The 15,261-nt window shown below is 69.9% G+C and carries 12 protein-coding genes; 7 read left to right on the top strand and 5 right to left on the bottom strand.

Going from position 1 to position 15,261, the window contains the following annotated elements; translation table 11 throughout:
• The first annotated feature begins 20 nt into the window (after nt 1-20).
• The 4 genes from ASF75_RS02650 (at nt 21) to ASF75_RS02635 (ending at nt 4,743) form a co-directional block, all read left to right on the top strand.
• On the top strand, nt 21-830 hold the full coding sequence (locus tag ASF75_RS02650; RefSeq protein ID WP_042537210.1) for a cytochrome c: 810 nt from the start codon (nt 21-23) through the stop codon (nt 828-830).
• Between the two features lie 33 nt (nt 831-863).
• On the top strand, nt 864-1,928 hold the full coding sequence (locus tag ASF75_RS02645; protein ID WP_017887338.1) for a ubiquinol-cytochrome c reductase iron-sulfur subunit: 1,065 nt from the start codon (nt 864-866) through the stop codon (nt 1,926-1,928).
• Complete coding sequence (locus tag ASF75_RS02640; protein WP_042537208.1) at nt 1,928-3,616, top strand: cytochrome b; 1,689 nt, start codon at nt 1,928-1,930, stop codon at nt 3,614-3,616. Before ASF75_RS02645 ends, ASF75_RS02640 begins: the two co-directional genes overlap by 1 nt.
• A 167-nt stretch (nt 3,617-3,783) precedes the next feature.
• Nucleotides 3,784-4,743, top strand: coding sequence for a phosphodiesterase (locus ASF75_RS02635; RefSeq protein ID WP_017887340.1), 960 nt, complete (start codon nt 3,784-3,786; stop codon nt 4,741-4,743).
• A 726-nt stretch (nt 4,744-5,469) separates the two neighbouring features.
• Here ASF75_RS02635 and ASF75_RS02630 read toward each other — a convergent pair.
• The 4 genes from ASF75_RS02630 to ASF75_RS02615 are packed head-to-tail and all read right to left on the bottom strand — an operon-like array spanning nt 5,470 to nt 9,617.
• Nucleotides 5,470-7,023: a stealth conserved region 3 domain-containing protein gene (locus ASF75_RS02630; protein WP_017887341.1), complete on the bottom strand. Its 1,554-nt coding sequence runs from the start codon at nt 7,021-7,023 to the stop codon at nt 5,470-5,472.
• Between the two features lie 49 nt (nt 7,024-7,072).
• Nucleotides 7,073-7,456 (bottom strand): DUF6804 family protein, encoded by a 384-nt coding sequence (locus tag ASF75_RS02625; RefSeq protein ID WP_056069096.1) that lies wholly within the window; start codon nt 7,454-7,456, stop codon nt 7,073-7,075.
• A 47-nt stretch (nt 7,457-7,503) separates the two neighbouring features.
• Nucleotides 7,504-8,088, bottom strand: coding sequence for a GDSL-type esterase/lipase family protein (locus tag ASF75_RS02620; protein ID WP_056068658.1), 585 nt, complete (start codon nt 8,086-8,088; stop codon nt 7,504-7,506).
• Nucleotides 8,085-9,617, bottom strand: coding sequence for an SDR family oxidoreductase (locus tag ASF75_RS02615; protein WP_031259825.1), 1,533 nt, complete (start codon nt 9,615-9,617; stop codon nt 8,085-8,087). The genes ASF75_RS02620 and ASF75_RS02615 overlap by 4 nt, the downstream gene beginning before the upstream one ends.
• A gap of 43 nt (nt 9,618-9,660) precedes the next feature.
• On the opposite strand from ASF75_RS02615, the gene deoC reads away from it, so the two are divergent.
• From deoC to ASF75_RS02600, 3 genes are all read left to right on the top strand, one after another.
• The gene (deoC, locus tag ASF75_RS02610) at nt 9,661-10,392 is read left to right on the top strand and encodes a deoxyribose-phosphate aldolase (protein WP_082046801.1); all 732 of its coding nucleotides are present in this window, start codon (nt 9,661-9,663) and stop codon (nt 10,390-10,392) included.
• 135 nt (nt 10,393-10,527) lie between these two features.
• Nucleotides 10,528-11,481, top strand: coding sequence for an ROK family protein (locus ASF75_RS02605; protein WP_017887346.1), 954 nt, complete (start codon nt 10,528-10,530; stop codon nt 11,479-11,481).
• A 191-nt stretch (nt 11,482-11,672) separates the two neighbouring features.
• Nucleotides 11,673-12,254, top strand: coding sequence for a hypothetical protein (locus tag ASF75_RS02600; protein WP_056068656.1), 582 nt, complete (start codon nt 11,673-11,675; stop codon nt 12,252-12,254).
• A gap of 669 nt (nt 12,255-12,923) precedes the next feature.
• Here ASF75_RS02600 and ASF75_RS02595 read toward each other — a convergent pair.
• A complete protein-coding gene (locus tag ASF75_RS02595; protein ID WP_235517487.1) occupies nt 12,924-15,248 on the bottom strand; it encodes a RelA/SpoT family protein in 2,325 nt (774 codons plus the stop codon).
• Nucleotides 15,249-15,261 lie beyond the last annotated feature (13 nt).

Here is a 15,261-nt window from a genome sequence, read left to right as displayed (position 1 = left end):
AACTGGACACCCCCCAGCACATGTTCAACAGAACCAAGTCCAAGAAGGGCCGCCGTTCACCGATGGCGACCGTGTCGCTCATCGTCGTTGGTCTCATGACCACCGGTGGCGCGTACGCACTGTTCAGCTCCACGGCGAACGCCGACGACAGCACGAGCACCCTCGCCACCTCGAGCCAGTCGCAGGTGAACGAGGGCGAGAAGCTCTTCGCGTCGAACTGCGCCACCTGCCACGGTCTCTCCGCGCAGGGCACGAGCGAGGGTCCGTCCCTCATCGGTGTCGGCGCCGCGTCGGTCGACTTCCAGGTCGGCACCGGCCGCATGCCGATGGCCGCACAGGGTCCGCAGGCAGAAGAGAAGCCCGCGCAGTTCACGGACGAGCAGGTCGACGCGCTCGCGCAGTACGTCGCTTCCCTCGGCCCCGGCCCGTCGGTCCCGTCCACCGAACTCACCAACGGTGAGGACGGCGACGCCGCCGAAGGTGCCGAGCTGTTCCGCATCAACTGCGCCATGTGCCACAACGTGGCCGGCGCCGGCGGTGCCCTGACCGAGGGCAAGTACGCCCCGAACCTCGAGACGGTCTCCGGCAAGCACATCTACGAGGCCATGCTCACCGGCCCGCAGAACATGCCGGTCTTCAACGACCTGAACCTGACGCCGGAGCAGAAGGCCGACATCATCACGTACCTCAAGTACGTGCAGGACAACAAGTCCCCCGGTGGCTTCGCACTCGGCTCCCTGGGGCCGGTCGCCGAGGGTCTGTTCATCTGGATCTTCGGACTCGGGGCGGTCGTCGCGATGACCGTCTGGCTGACCGCGAAGTCCAACTGATCGTCCGTGTCGAACGACACTGAAGGGAACACCATGGCAGAGCACGACGACGAGACGCTGAACTCGTCCTCGGCTGTCGAGAAGCACGGCACGACCACCTCCCCCGGGATCGCGGTCCTCCCCGTCGACCCGTTCGAGAACCCGGGCGAGCCGCCGCACCGTCCGCGTCGCACCGACGTCGACCCGAAGAAGCAGCGTCTGGCCGAGCGCCAGGTCGCCGCCTACTTCTACCTGTCGATCGTCGGAAGCGTCCTGTCGATCGCCGCGTACATCGCCTTCCCGATCGACCCGAGCGACTTCGGGACGGTCCGCACCGCGAACCTCTTCCTTGGCCTGTCGATCGCCCTCGCGCTCCTCGCCCTCGGTCTCGGTGCCGTCTACTGGTCGAAGTCGCTCGTCGTCGACCGTGAGATCACGGAGCTCCGCCACGGCACCCGCGGCACCGACGAGACCCGCGCCAAGGCGGTCGAGGCGTTCCAGCTCGCCGACAAGGAGTCGGGCTTCAGCCGTCGCAAGCTGATCCGCAACTCGATGATCGGTGCTCTGGCCGCGTTCCCGCTCCCCGGCATCGTCCTGGTCCGTGACCTCGCTCCGGCCGAGGACCCGAACGAGCTGCTCCGTCACACCTTCTGGAAGCAGGGCCTGCGCCTGACGAAGGACCCGACGGGTCTTCCGATCAAGGCCTCCGACGTCACCATCGGTTCGGTGTTCCACGTCATCCCCGAGGGCATGCTCGAGTCCGAGCACATGCTCGAGGAGAAGGCGAAGGCCTCCGTCCTCCTGATGCGTCTCGACCCGAAGGACCTCAACCCGTCCAAGGGCCACGAGAACTGGGGCTACGACGGCATCGTCGCGTACTCCAAGATCTGCACCCACGTCGGGTGCCCTGTCGCGCTCTACGAACAGCAGACGCACCACCTGCTGTGCCCGTGCCACCAGTCCACCTTCGATGTCTCGAACAACTGCGAGGTCATCTTCGGTCCGGCAGCACGCCCCCTCCCCCAACTTCCTATCGCGATCGACGACGACGGCTACCTGGTTGCCCAGAGCGACTTCCACGAGCCGGTCGGACCGTCCTTCTGGGAGCGTGAACGCTGATGACCAGCACCACCACCACCGCACCGAACACGTCGACGAACAAGCCGGCACCGGAGCGCGGATCCCGCATCATCGGCGGGGTCTCGAACTACATCGACGAGCGCACCAGCATCTCGGGCCTCGTCAAGGAAGTCGGCCGGAAGATCTTCCCGGACCACTGGAGCTTCATGCTCGGCGAGGTGGCGCTGTACAGCTTCGTCGTCGTGCTGCTCTCCGGGACCTTCCTGACGTTCTTCTTCCAGGCGTCCATGACCGAGGTCATCTACAACGGCTCGTACGTCCCGCTCAAGGGTGTTGCGATGTCGACGGCGCTGCAGTCCACGCTCGACATCTCGTTCGACATCCGTGGCGGGCTCTTCGTCCGTCAGGTCCACCACTGGGCAGCCCTGCTGTTCGTGGCGTCGATCATGCTGCACATGGCCCGCGTGTTCTTCACCGGTGCCTTCCGCAAGCCGCGTGAGCTCAACTGGGTCTTCGGCTTCCTGCTCTGGGTCCTCGCCATGGCCGAGGGCTTCACCGGATACTCGCTCCCCGACGACCTGCTCTCCGGAAACGGCCTGCGGATCATCGTCGGCATGATCGAGGGTGTCCCGGTCATCGGCGTGTGGATCGCCTACCTGCTCTTCGGTGGCGAGTTCCCGGGTACCGACATCGTCGGCCGCCTGTACACGCTGCACATCCTGCTGCTGCCGGCGATCCTCGTCGCGGTGCTCGGTGTCCACCTCGTGCTCGTCGTGATCAACAAGCACACCCAGTTCGCCGGTCCGGGCAAGACCAACGAGAACGTCGTCGGCGTCCCGATCCTCCCGGCGTTCGCCGCGAAGGCCGGTGGCTTCTTCTTCATCGTCGCGGGCATCCTGGCCCTCATCGCGTCGCTGTTCACGATCAACCCGATCTGGAACTACGGCCCGTACGACCCCTCCCCGGTGTCCGCCGGTACCCAGCCCGACTGGTACATCGGCTTCGCCGACGGCGCGCTGCGTCTGGTGCCGCCGCACTGGGAGGTCGTGTGGTTCGGCTACACGGTGTCGTTCAACATCCTGGCGCCGATCGCGGTCCTGGTGCTGCTCATCCTGGCGATCCTGCTCTACCCCTTCATCGAGGCGTGGGTCACGGGCGACAAGCGTGAGCACCACATCCTCGATCGTCCGCGCAACGCCCCGACGCGCACCGCGTTCGGTGCCGCTGGCATCACGCTCTACGCGAGCCTCTGGGCAGCAGCCTCGTCGGACATCATCGCGACGCACTTCCTGGTGTCGATCGAACACGTGATCCACGTGATCCAGGCGACGACGGTCCTCGGTCCGTTCATCGCCTTCTGGATCACGAAGCGTGTCTGCCTCGCCCTCCAGAAGAAGGACCGCGAGATCGTCCTGCACGGGTACGAGTCGGGCCGCATCGTCCGACTCCCCCACGGTGAGTACATCGAGGTGCACGAGCAGCTCGACGAGTACGAGCGGTGGAAGCTCCTGCAGTTCAACGAGTACAAGCCGCTGATGATCCGCCCGAACGCCAAGGGCAAGATCACGGGTCTGCAGAAGGTCCGCGCCGGCGTCTCCCGCTTCTTCTTCGAGGACCGCATCGAGCCGGTCTCGAAGGCCGAGCTCGAGGCAGCGCACGCCGCGCACCACGGCCCGAACCTCGAGGGTGGCCACCAGGCTCCCCAGGTCGGCCCCGGGGATCACTGATCCGAGGCACACGAAGCAACCCCCGTCACCAAGTGGCGGGGGTTTCTTCGTGCACAGGGCAACACGCCGCCCCCAGTTCACGGCTGGTTCACCGTCACGTGCTGGACTCGTCCAGGACGGTGTGGCAACGTGTTGCACCACGCATCCGCCAACGGAATGAGACCCCGATGGACAGCCGGACGGCCGAACACCCCAGGCCGAACCACTTCCTCCTCCACCTCAGCGACACGCACCTCGTATCCGGGGATCGTGATCTCTACGGCGATGTCGACTCCGCCGCGCGGCTCACGCAGATCGTCGCGGACATCGAAGCCTCGGGCACGCGTCCCGAAGCGATCGTCGTCACCGGCGACGTCGCCGACAAGGGCGAGCCGGGTGCGTACGCCCGCGTCCGCGCTATCCTGGAGCCGGCGGCCGAGCGCATCGGTGCGCAGGTGATCTGGGCGATGGGCAACCACGACGAGCGCGGCGCCTTCCGCCAGGAGCTCTTCGGCCTGCAGCCCACCGACCGCCCGGTCGACTTCGTGTACGACGTCAACGGTCTCCGTGTGATCACCCTCGACACGAGTGTGCCCGGTCACCACCACGGCGAGGTCTCCCCCGAGCAGCTCGACTGGCTCGCCGAGGTCCTGTCCGAGGCGGCACCGCACGGCACCATCCTGGCGATGCACCACCCGCCCGTGCCGAGCGTGCAGGACCTCACCGTCCTCGTCGAACTGCGCGACCAGCAGGCCCTGGCCGAGGTCGTCGAGGGCAGTGACGTCCTCGCCATCATCGCCGGGCACCTGCACTACTCCACCAGCGCCGTGTTCGCCGGCATCCCGGTGTCCGTCGCCAGTGCGACCTGCTACACGCAGGACCTCACGGAGTACCAGGGCGGCACCCGCGGCCGGGACGGCGCGCAGTCGTTCAACCTCGTGCACGTGTACGGCCACAACGTCGTCCACTCCGTCGTGCCGATCGGGCACTACGCCACCGTCGGGCAGCCCGTCTCCGCTCTCGAGACCGAGGCGAAGCTCGCGGCACACGGCGTGACGATCCCCGCAGCCGTGGAGCCCGCACCGGTCACCTCGAGCATCCCGGTCTTCACGCTCGACTCGGTGCCCGTCTCCCCCGTGCACCGGTAGCACTCCGCACTTCGCGTGCAGAAGAGGTCGGGTCCGTCACGCGGACCCGACCTCTTCTGCTCACGAAGCGTGGGTGGGCGTGGGCGGTCATGACTCCCCGCGGGTGGTGCGTCGCGTGGTCACGTTCCGTCGTCTGGCGGCCCGGCAAGCGACGGGTCGTGACCGGTGGGCGGGCGGCCGACGGGGTCTCCTGACCGCGCGCGGGCACGCACGTCCGGACGGCACGCCGGACGGACTGGAGGCCCGTGGCGGGCGCGCCACGGGCCTCCAGGCTCGCGGGTGGTCGCGACCCACCGCACGTGGTGCGTCGCGTGGTCACGTTCCGTCGCGTGGTGGTCTCGCAAGCGACGGTTCGTGACCGCTGGGCGGGCGGCCGACGGGGTGTCCCGACCGCGCGCCACGGACGGGCTGGAGGCCCGTGGCGGGCGCGCCACGGGCCTCCAGGCTCGCGGGATGGTCGCGACCCACCGCACGTGGTGCGTCGCGTGGTCACGTTCCGTCGGCTGCCAACGGCGAGGCCGACGGCTAGTGACCAGTCGGCGCGCAGGTCGCGGGGTGTCGTGACCGGTCGGCGTGCGGCTGCGGCCGACACGCGTGGCCGGGTTCCGGCTCCGGGCTCGCAGGCTCGCCCGGAGCGCCCCAGCAGGCCGCTGGCGCGTCCTACGCGCACCGTGGGACCGGGCTCGCAGGCTCGCCCGGAGCGCCCCAGCAGGCCGCTGGCGCGTCCTACGCGCTGGGGCGCTCCCACGGCGCGGGGAACGGGAAGTACCGCTCCAGGAAGTCCGTCACGCGCTGCGTGCGCTCCTCGTCGCTGACCTCCGGGAAGCTGCCGTCGTTGAGGCAGAAGAAGTCCACGTTCCGCTTCTTCAGCAGGTCGTCGAGCGCCTTGAGTCCGGAGACCATGGTCGTGTCGATGTACCCGACGGAGGAGTTCTCCTGGATGATCGCCCGGCCGGTGAGCAGCGAGTAGTAGTGGTAGAGCGAGTTCGTCACCGAGATGTTGTCGGCGGCGCGGAAGCGCGACGCTGCAGTGGCCGCGAACTCGTCTGCGAACTCGTGCTCCATCTCGGTCATGATCGACGCACGCAGGGGCGTCGGCGCGTGCTCGAGGTGCCGGGTCGTCACCGCGCCGAAGCGTTGCTGCAGGAGCCCGCGGTTGACCCGGGCGGAGTTCTCGAAACCGCTGCGTGCCGGGTTGTTGGAACCGAGGCCGATCCGGGTCGACGCGAGGATGAACTTCGTGACCGACCCCGGGCTGTAGAACACCGAGGGGTCGACCAGCCGGCCGAAGAACATGTCGTCGTTCGAGTAGATGAAGTGCTCGCTGATGCCCGGGATGTGGTGCAGCTGCGACTCGACGGCCTGCGAGTTGTGCGTCGGCAGCACGGACGGGTCGGCGAAGAACTCCTCGCTGCGGACGATCCGGACCTTCGGGTGGTCGGCGAGCCAGTGCGGCGCAGGCGAGTCCGTGGCGATGTAGATCTGGCGGATCCACGGCGCGAAGGTGTGGACCGAGCGCAGCGCGTACTTCAGTTCGTCGATCTGGCGGAAGCGGGCGGGAGCGTCGTCGCCCTCGCCCAGGACGGCGTTCGACTGTGCGGCCTGGCGGGCGCGCTGGTACTCGATGGCGTTGCCGTCGACCCACGAGAAGACGATGTCGATCGGGAACCGGATGTCCGAGACGTGGTCGTCGAACATGTGCTCGACGGTGCGCCAGGTGCGGCCGTAGCGCTCGATGTCGACGAGGACGAACTCGTCGATCGGCAGGCTGCGACGCATCAGGGCGTTCTCGACGGGTGCGAGGACCTCGGTGTCGGTGACGCGCCAGAACTCGAGCTGGACGCTGGTCTCGGCGCCGTAGCGCAGGCGTCCGAGGGGCTCGAGGCGCGGGCGGAACACACGGAGCACGGGTTCCTCGACGGAGCCGAGTCCGTCGTCCTGCACGAGCACTGCCGGCTTGCCCGGGGGCTTCGCGTAGAACGGCTCGTTGACGGCGGCCGACATCACGGCGCTCTCGGCTCGCTGGCGGTCACGCTCGTCCAGCGCGATCACCGGACGCTGGTCGTTCCCGCGGATGAGCAGGTGGTCGACGTCAGCCGCGGTGAGCGCGTCGTCGAGGAACAGCAGGTCCTCGATCATCGACTGCTGCGGCGTGAGGTGTCCGTTGATCAGGGTCAGTCGTCCCTTGCGGACGACGACGTCGGATCGGTCGAGACCGCCGGAGGACGGTCGAGGGTTCAGCAGAGGACTCTCGGTCACCGGCTCGGTCTCGTCGTTCATCCATGCCCTTCGGGTCGTGCGGCCGGGTCCTGTACCCGACCTGCCGATCCTACCGTCCGTCGGTCTCGCGGGGCACCTTGACCACGATGCCCACCACGATGAACAGCGCGGCGGCCACCAGCTGCAGGCCCGCCCACACCTGCCCCGGGATCGGCACCGTGACGAGCGGGTTCCAGCAGACCGCGACGGCGACCATGAGCAGCGCGGCCCACCAGACCTTCCCCCGCACCGTGAAGACGAGCACGATCAACGCGAGGACGGTGACGCCCCAGCGGGCGAAGACGAACCCCGACGAGTCCACGATGGCGACGCACGCCAGGAGCACGATCGCAGCGATCAACCCGGGCGCCAGCGCCGGCCGGGTGAACGGCGGCGTCTCGCGTGCGCGGGCGGCCGGTGCGGCGGCCGCGGGTCGCGAGGATCCCGCGGGCACGCCGTGTTGCGACGACCCCACCGGGGGCCGCCCCTTGCGTGCGGCCATCAGTCCGAGTCGCCGTCGATGGTGATCGCCTGGATCGACCGCGACATCGGCGGCAGCTCACGGACCCGCTCGAGGGCCGGCACGAGTTCACCGACGAACGCGCGGTAGCCGTCCTCGGTCAGGTGCAGGCCGTCCTCGGTGAATCGGGCGTCCAGGTGGTCGCCCTCGGCCAGGGCGGGCCAGGCGTCGAGGTACTGGGCGTGGCAGGTGGCGACGAACTGGCGCAGGTGCCGGTTCGCCTGCTCGATCTTCGCGGCGTACTCGGACTGCCGCGGCAGGATCGAGACGAGCAGCAGGCGGACACCCGGCAGTTCACGGCGGAGCGTGACGAGCGCGGTCTCGACGTTGCGGACCACGTGCTCGGCGCTGGCGCGGTGGCCGCCGAAGTCGTTCGTGCCGATGAGCAGCACGATCACCTCGGGCTGCTCGGCGACGACGGCGTCGAGGCGCGTCAGCACGCCGTCGGTCGTGTCGCCACCGATGCCCTGGTTCAGCGTGTGCTCGTCGGGGAGCCAGGTGTCCCAGTCGCCCTGTTCGGTGATGCTGTCCCCCAGGAAGAGGACGGGGCTGCGGTCGTCGGTCATGCTGCCTCCTCGTGCGCCGGCTCGGGGGTCCCGGTCTGCTGCGTCCGGTTGCGCTGCGTGGACTCGGTCTGGTCGGACTCCCGCTCGGCGGCGGCGGTGATGCGCTCGACCATACCGGGGAAGATGATGCCGTGGAACGGCAGGATGCCGTACCAGTACAGGCGTCCGGCGAGTCCCTGCGGGAAGTAGATCGCCCGCTGGCGGTAGTCGCTGCCGCCTTCGGGGTTCGGCGTGACGGTCATCTCGAGCCACGCGCGGCCCGGCGACTTGAACTCGGCACGGAGCCGCAGGTACCGGCCGCGCTCGAGCCGTTCGACGCGCCACCAGTCGAGCGCGTCGCCCTGCTCGAGGCGCTGTTGGTCGCGACGGCCACGGTTCAGTCCGACGCCACCGGCGATCTTGTCCATCCAGCCGCGGGCGACCCAGGCGAGCGGGAACGAGTACCAGCCGTTGTCGCCACCGATCGACTCGACGACACGCCAGACGTCCGCGGCGGAGGCACTCGAGTGCCGCTTCCGGTCGTCGACGTAGACGGTGTGCCCGGCCCAGTCGGGGTCGTTCGGCATCGGGTCGGCGGAGGCGCTGGAGAGCGTCGCGCTCCGCCAGCTGGTCTGCACCTGGCCGGTGCGCATCTTGTTGAGCGCGAGGCGGACGGCCCGACGGTACGAGGTGAGCCCGCCCTCGGGCTTCGGTACGACGTCGTCGATGTCGTGCTCGCGCTGGACGCACTCGAACTGCAGCGACTCGATGATGGGCGTCGCGAGCTTGCGCGGGATCGGGGTGACGACGTTGAACCAGTGCGCGGCGAGCCGCGGGGTGAGCACCGGCAGCACGGTGATCGGGCGCTGCGGCAGCTTCGCCTCGACCGCGTAGCCGTTCAGCATCTGGCCGTACCGCAGGACGTCGGGGCCACCGATGTCGAAGGTGCGGTTGACGTCGGCGGGGACGTCCAGGGCGGCCACCAGGTAGTAGAGGACGTCGCGCACCGCGATCGGCTGGATGCGGTTGCGGACCCAGCGCGGCGCAGGCATCCACGGCAGGACGTCGGTGAGGTGCCGGATCATCTCGAACGAGGTGCTGCCCGAGCCGATCACGACGCCGGCCTGGTACGCCACGGTGGGCACACCGGAGCCGAGGAGGATCTCCCCCACCTCCTTGCGGCTGCGGAGGTGCTTGGACAGCTCGCCGTCGGGGTGCAGCCCGCCCAGGTAGACGAACCGGCTGACCCCCGCCGTCTTCGCCTCGTGCGCCATGGTCTCGGCGGCCTCGTGTTCGGCCGACTCGAAGTCGCCGTCGGCGCCCATCGCGTGGGCCAGGTAGTAGACCGCCTCGACCCCGTCGACGGCGGCGCGGACCGCGTCGGCGTCCTGGAGGTCGCCTTCCGCGACGTCCACGTCGCTGCTCCACGGGACGTCCTGGAGCTTCCGGGGGTTGCGCACGAACACCCGGACGGAGTGGCCGGCTTCGAGGAGACGAGGGACGAGACGACCACCGATGTACCCGGTGGCGCCGGTGACGAGGACCTGCATGCCCTGCACGCTACGCGGCACGCCTGACGGGTAGGCTTGCCGGGTGGACAACGCAGCCTTCCCCGTCACCGCCGATGCCGTCCGCGGCCTCATCGACCACGCGATCCTGAAGCCCGAACTCACCCGCGCGGACGTCGACGCCCAGCTCGACGAAGCCGCCGCCCACCGCGTCTTCAGCGTCTGTGTCCGTCCGAGCGACGTTGCGCACGCCGTCGAGCGCCTGACGGGCACCGGCGTCGGTGTCGGCACCGTGATCGGGTTCCCGCACGGCACCACGTCGACCGCGGCGAAGGTCGCCGAGTCGCTGCAGGCCCTGGCCGACGGCGCCTTCGAGCTGGACATGGTGCAGAACATCGGCGCCGCGAAGTCGGGCGACTGGCAGCGCGTCGAGCAGGACGTCCGCGCGGTCGTCGACGCCGCCGGGGACACCGTCGTCAAGGTGATCCTCGAGACCGCCTTCCTGACCGACGACGAGATCGTCGCTGCCTCGCGTGCGGCGCAGACCGCCGGTGCCGCGTTCGTGAAGACCTCGACCGGGTTCGCCGGCGGCGGCGCGACCGCCGAGCACATCGCCCTGATGCGCCGCACGGTCGGTGCCGACACCGGCGTGAAGGCCTCCGGCGGCGTCCGCGGCCTCGACACCCTGCTCGAGATGGTCGAGGCGGGCGCGAACCGCATCGGCACGAGCGCCTCGGCCCGCATCCTCGACGAGGTCGCGCACCGCGCCGAGACGGGCGCCGCGTCGGCGCTCGGCGACGACACGACGTCCTACTGAGCGGACACGGCTGAGCCCACCCGGCTGAGTCCATCCCACCCAGCCCGACCCACCACGACCAGGCCGGCGCCCACCGGACGCGACGACGCGTCGGTGACGCGCACCGGGCCTCCAGACCGCCGCATCGGAGCGCGCATGTCCAGCACCGCACCCCAGTCCCCCGCCCTCGCCCTGGCCGTCGACCTCGGCGGCACGAAGGTCGAGGCCGCGCTCGTCACCGACCAGGGGGTCGTGCTGCCCGCGACGCGGTTCCGCAGCCCCACGGGGCCGCAGCGCACCTCGGACGAGCTGCAGGCCGCCGTCGACGAGGTCGTCACGGCCGCGCTCGGCGCACTGCCCGCGGACACGACGCTCGTCGGCGTCGGCGTCGGCTCCGCCGGCCCGGTCGACGAGGAACACGGTCTGGTCTCGCCGCTCAACATGCCCGTGTGGCGGGGCCACCCGCTGCGCGACCGGATCGCGGCCCTCGTGCCGGAGAACGTGCCGGTGACGCTCCGCATGGACGGCCTGGCGATCACGCTCGCCGAGCACTGGGTCGGGGCTGCCCAGGGCTCCGACCACGTGATGGGCATGATCGTCTCCACCGGTGTCGGCGGCGGGCTCATCCTGCACGGCCGCACGGTCAGCGGCCCGACGGGGAACGCCGGGCACATCGGCCACGTCGAGTGTGGCGGCTACGACGATCCCTGCGCCTGCGGCGGGACCGGCTGCCTCGAGGCGATCGCCAGCGGCCCCAAGACCGTGGCCTGGGCTCGTCGGCAGGGCTTCGCGGGCACCACCGGCGAAGAGCTCTCGGCCGCGTACGCCGCCGGCGACGACATCGCGGTCGCCGCGGTCAAGCGCAGCGGCCGAGCCCTGGGCCAGGCCATCGCCGCCGCCACCAGCCTGGTCGACCTCGAGGTCGTCGCGATCGGTGGCGGGTTCTCGCACGTCACGCCCGACCTGTTCGAGTACGCCCGGCAGGCCGTAGCGGAGCGTGTCGAGTTCGGCTTCGTCACGAAGGTGCGGATCGTGCCGACGGGACTGTCGCAGGACGGCCCGCTCATCGGCGCCGCGGCGCTCGTCCACCGCGCCGACGTCCTGCGCTGAGCGCGCACGCGGCGTCGCGGCCTCCCGGTCGGGCCGCCGTCAGGTGGCAGCGTCGTCGACGTGCTTCGCGCTCTCGACGTGACCGGTGACCGCCTGGAGGCGCGGTGCGGGCCCGCCACGGGCCTCCCGGCCGGTCTGGGCCTTGTCCACAGGCCTGTCGGTCGCGACCGCAGGTCGGGCAGGATGTGCGGGTGCCCCGCCCGCGACTGCTGACCCGTGACGACTGGCCGGAACCCGAACTGCGGGCGGCGGTCCTGGCCGGCGAACTGGTCGCGGTCGGGCCGTGCTGGGCCTCCCCCGCCGAACCGCAGACGCCGTCGTTGCGTGCCGCCGCGGCTGGCTGGGTGCTGCGCGACGCACGCTTGATCGCCTGCACGCTGACAGCCGCGTGGATCTGGGGTGCGGTGTCCCGTCCGCCGGCGCCGCTCGAGGCGTGCATCCCGCCGCAGGTCCGCGTGCACGTCGGCCCGGAGGTGCGCCTGCGCGAGGTCCGGATCGACGTCGACGACACCGCCGTCCTGGCGCGGCTCCGGGTCGCGCTGCCGGCTCGGACCGCGATCGACCTGCTGCGGATGCCGGGGCCGACTGCGGGTGCGTTCGGGGCCGCTGAAGCGTCGGCGGTCCACGGGTTGCTCGCGATCGGAGCGGTCAGCGCCGCCGAGCTGCGGACACGCCTGACGGCTCTTGGCACGATCCCCATGGTGCGACAGGCCGAGCGGCGGTTGCGTGCGGTGCAGGACGGTGCCGGGGGTGCTGGTGGTGCTGTCCGGTAGTGCTTGTGGGTGGGGTCGTCGGTGGCGGGTGCAGGTGGTCAGGACACTCCGCTCACGTCCGCCGAGTGGTCACGGACTGTCGGGTGGCGGGGCCGCATTCGACGGTTCGTGACCGGTCGGCGGTGCCCGCGCGACGAGTCGTGACCGGCGATGGGCGGAAGGAGCGGGTCGGGGCTGCCGCGGGCCTCCGGTCCGGCGGGTGCGGGCGGTCAGGGCACCCCGCTCACGTCCGCCGAGTGGTCACGGACTGTCGGTTGGCGGGGCCGCATTCGACGGTTCGTGACCGGTCGGCGGTGCCCGCGCGACGAGTCGTGACCGGCGACGGGCGGAAGGAGCGGGTCGGAGCCGCCGCGGGCCTCCGGTCCGGCGCGCGCGCACGGTCAGGACACCCCGCTCACGTCCGCCGAGCGGTCAAGGACTGTCGGTTGGCGGGGCCGCAGTCGACGAGTCGTGACCGGTCGACGGTGCCCGCGCGACGAGTCGTGACCGGCGATGGGCGGAAGGAGCGGGTCGGTGCCGCCGCGCGCCTCCGGTCCGGTGCCTGCGGGCGGTCAGGACGCCCCGCTCGCGTCCGCCGAGTGGTCACGACCTGTCGGTCGGCGGGGCCGCAATCGACGAGTCGTGACCGTCCAAGAAACGGACCGGGAGGCGCTGGGCCCTGCTCCGGTACTAGCCGGCGCTGACGCGGTAGACGTCGTAGACGGCGTCGATGCGACGCACCGCGTTGAGCACGCGGTCGAGGTGGATGGTGTCACCCATCTCGAACACGAACCGGCTGAGCGCCAGGCGGTCGGACGAGGTCGACACCGTCGCGGACAGTATGTTCACGTGGTGATCCGTCAGCACTCGGGTGACGTCGCTGAGCAGGCCAGACCGATCGAGCGCCTCGATCTGGATCTGCACCAGGAACACCGACTTCGACGACGGGGCCCACTCGACCTCGATCATCCGGTCGGGCTCGTTCATGAGCGACTTCACGTTGGTGCACGATGACTGGTGCACGGAGACGCCCTGGCCACGAGTGATGAAGCCCACGATCTGGTCGCCCGGCACCGGGGTGCAGCACTTCGCGAGCTTGACGAGGATGTCGGGCGCCCCGCGGACCAGCACGCCGCTGTCGCTGGTGCGCAGCTGGCGACTGGTGACCTGGCGGGGGAACGCGAGTTCGGGTTCGTCGGCCTCGGTCTCGGTCTGGACGTTCCCGAGGACCTTCTCGATCACCGACTGGGTCGAGACGTGGCCCTCGCCGATGGCGGCGTACAGTGCGGAGACGTCCTCGTAGCGCATCGACGAGGCGACCTCGGCGATGCTGTCCTGGCTCATGATGCGCTGGAGCGGCAGATTCTGCTTGCGCATCGCACGCGCGATGGCGTCGCGGCCCTGCTCGATCGCCTCTTCGCGGCGCTCCTTGGTGAACCACTGCTTGATCTTGTTGCGCGCGCGGGGGCTGCGGACAAACTGCAGCCAGTCCTGCGAGGGGCCGGAGTCGGGGTTCTTCGACGTGAAGATCTCGACCACGTCACCGCTGGAGAGCTGGCTCTCGAGCGGGACCAGGCGGCCGTTGACCTTCGCACCCATCGTGCGGTGGCCGATCTCGGTGTGGACGGCGTAGGCGAAGTCGACCGGGGTGGCGCCGGCGGGCAGACCGATGACCTTGCCCTGCGGCGTGAAGACGTACGTCTCCTTGGCGCCGATCTCGTACCGGAGCGAATCGAGGAACTCGCCCGGGTCGCTGGTCTCGGCCTGCCAGTCGGTGATGTGGGCGAGCCACGCCATGTCCTGGTCGTCCGTCGTGGACGAGGTGCCGGCGTCACGGCCGGCAGCGCGCTGCTTGTACTTCCAGTGGGCGGCGACACCGAACTCGGCACGCTGGTGCATCTCGTGCGTGCGGATCTGGATCTCGACCGCGCGGCCCTGCGGTCCGAGCACCGTGGTGTGCAGCGACTGGTACAGGTTGAACTTGGGGGTCGCGATGTAGTCCTTGAAGCGACCGGGCAGCGGGGTCCACCGCGCGTGCACCGAGCCGAGCATGGCGTAGCAGTCGCGGACGGTCGGCACGAGGACGCGGATGCCGACGAGGTCGTAGATCTCGTCGAACTCACGACCCCGCACGATCATCTTCTGGTAGATCGAGTAGTACTGCTTCGGCCGACCCATCACGTCACCGCGGACCTTGGCGGCCTTCAGGTCCTTCTTGAGGGTGCCGATGACGTTCTGGACGAACTGCTCGCGCTTCGGTTGGCGTTCCTTGACCAGGCTGTCGATCTCGACGTAGAGCTTCGGGTGCAGGACCGCGAACGACAGGTCCTCGAGCTCGAGCTTGATCATCTGGATGCCGAGCCGGTGCGCGAGGGGCGCGTAGATCTCGAGCGTCTCCTTCGCCTTGCGCGTGGCAGACGCGGACTCGACGAAGCCCCAGGTGCGGGCGTTGTGCAGGCGGTCGGCGAGCTTGATGACGAGGACGCGGATGTCCTTCGACATCGCGATGACCATCTTGCGGACGGTCTCGGCCTGCGCGCTGTCGCCGTACTTGACCTTGTCGAGCTTGGTGACGCCGTCGACGAGCATCGCGATCTCGTCGCCGAAGTCCACCTGCAGCTGGTCGAGCTGGTAGTCGGTGTCCTCGACGGTGTCGTGCAGGAGCGCTGCAGCGATGGTGATCGTCCCGATGCCGAGGTCGGCCAGGATCTGCGCGACCGCGACGGGGTGCGTGATGTACGGCTCACCGGACTTGCGCTTCTGCCCGTCGTGCGCGCGCTCGGCGACCGAGTAGGCGCGCTCGATGAGGGTCACGTCGGCCTTGGGGTGGTGCGACCGGACCGTGCGGATCAGGGTGTCCACCGCACCGGCCGGCTGCGCACGCGAGAACAGGCGCGGCAGCAGCGAGCGGAGGGAACCGAGGTTGCCGGTGGTGTTCGGACCGATCGGGCTCGAGGGCTGCGGGGCGGAGCCCGGGCGGCTCGGCGCGGACGGCTCTTCGCGGGTGTCCGTCATGATGCGCCTCCCA

This window comes from Curtobacterium sp. Leaf154 (assembly GCF_001424595.1).
In the GTDB taxonomy this organism is placed as follows: Bacteria; Actinomycetota; Actinomycetes; order Actinomycetales; family Microbacteriaceae; genus Curtobacterium; species Curtobacterium poinsettiae.
The sequence above is the reverse complement of the archived record's forward strand: the minus strand, read 5'-3'. Positions and strand labels throughout refer to the sequence as shown.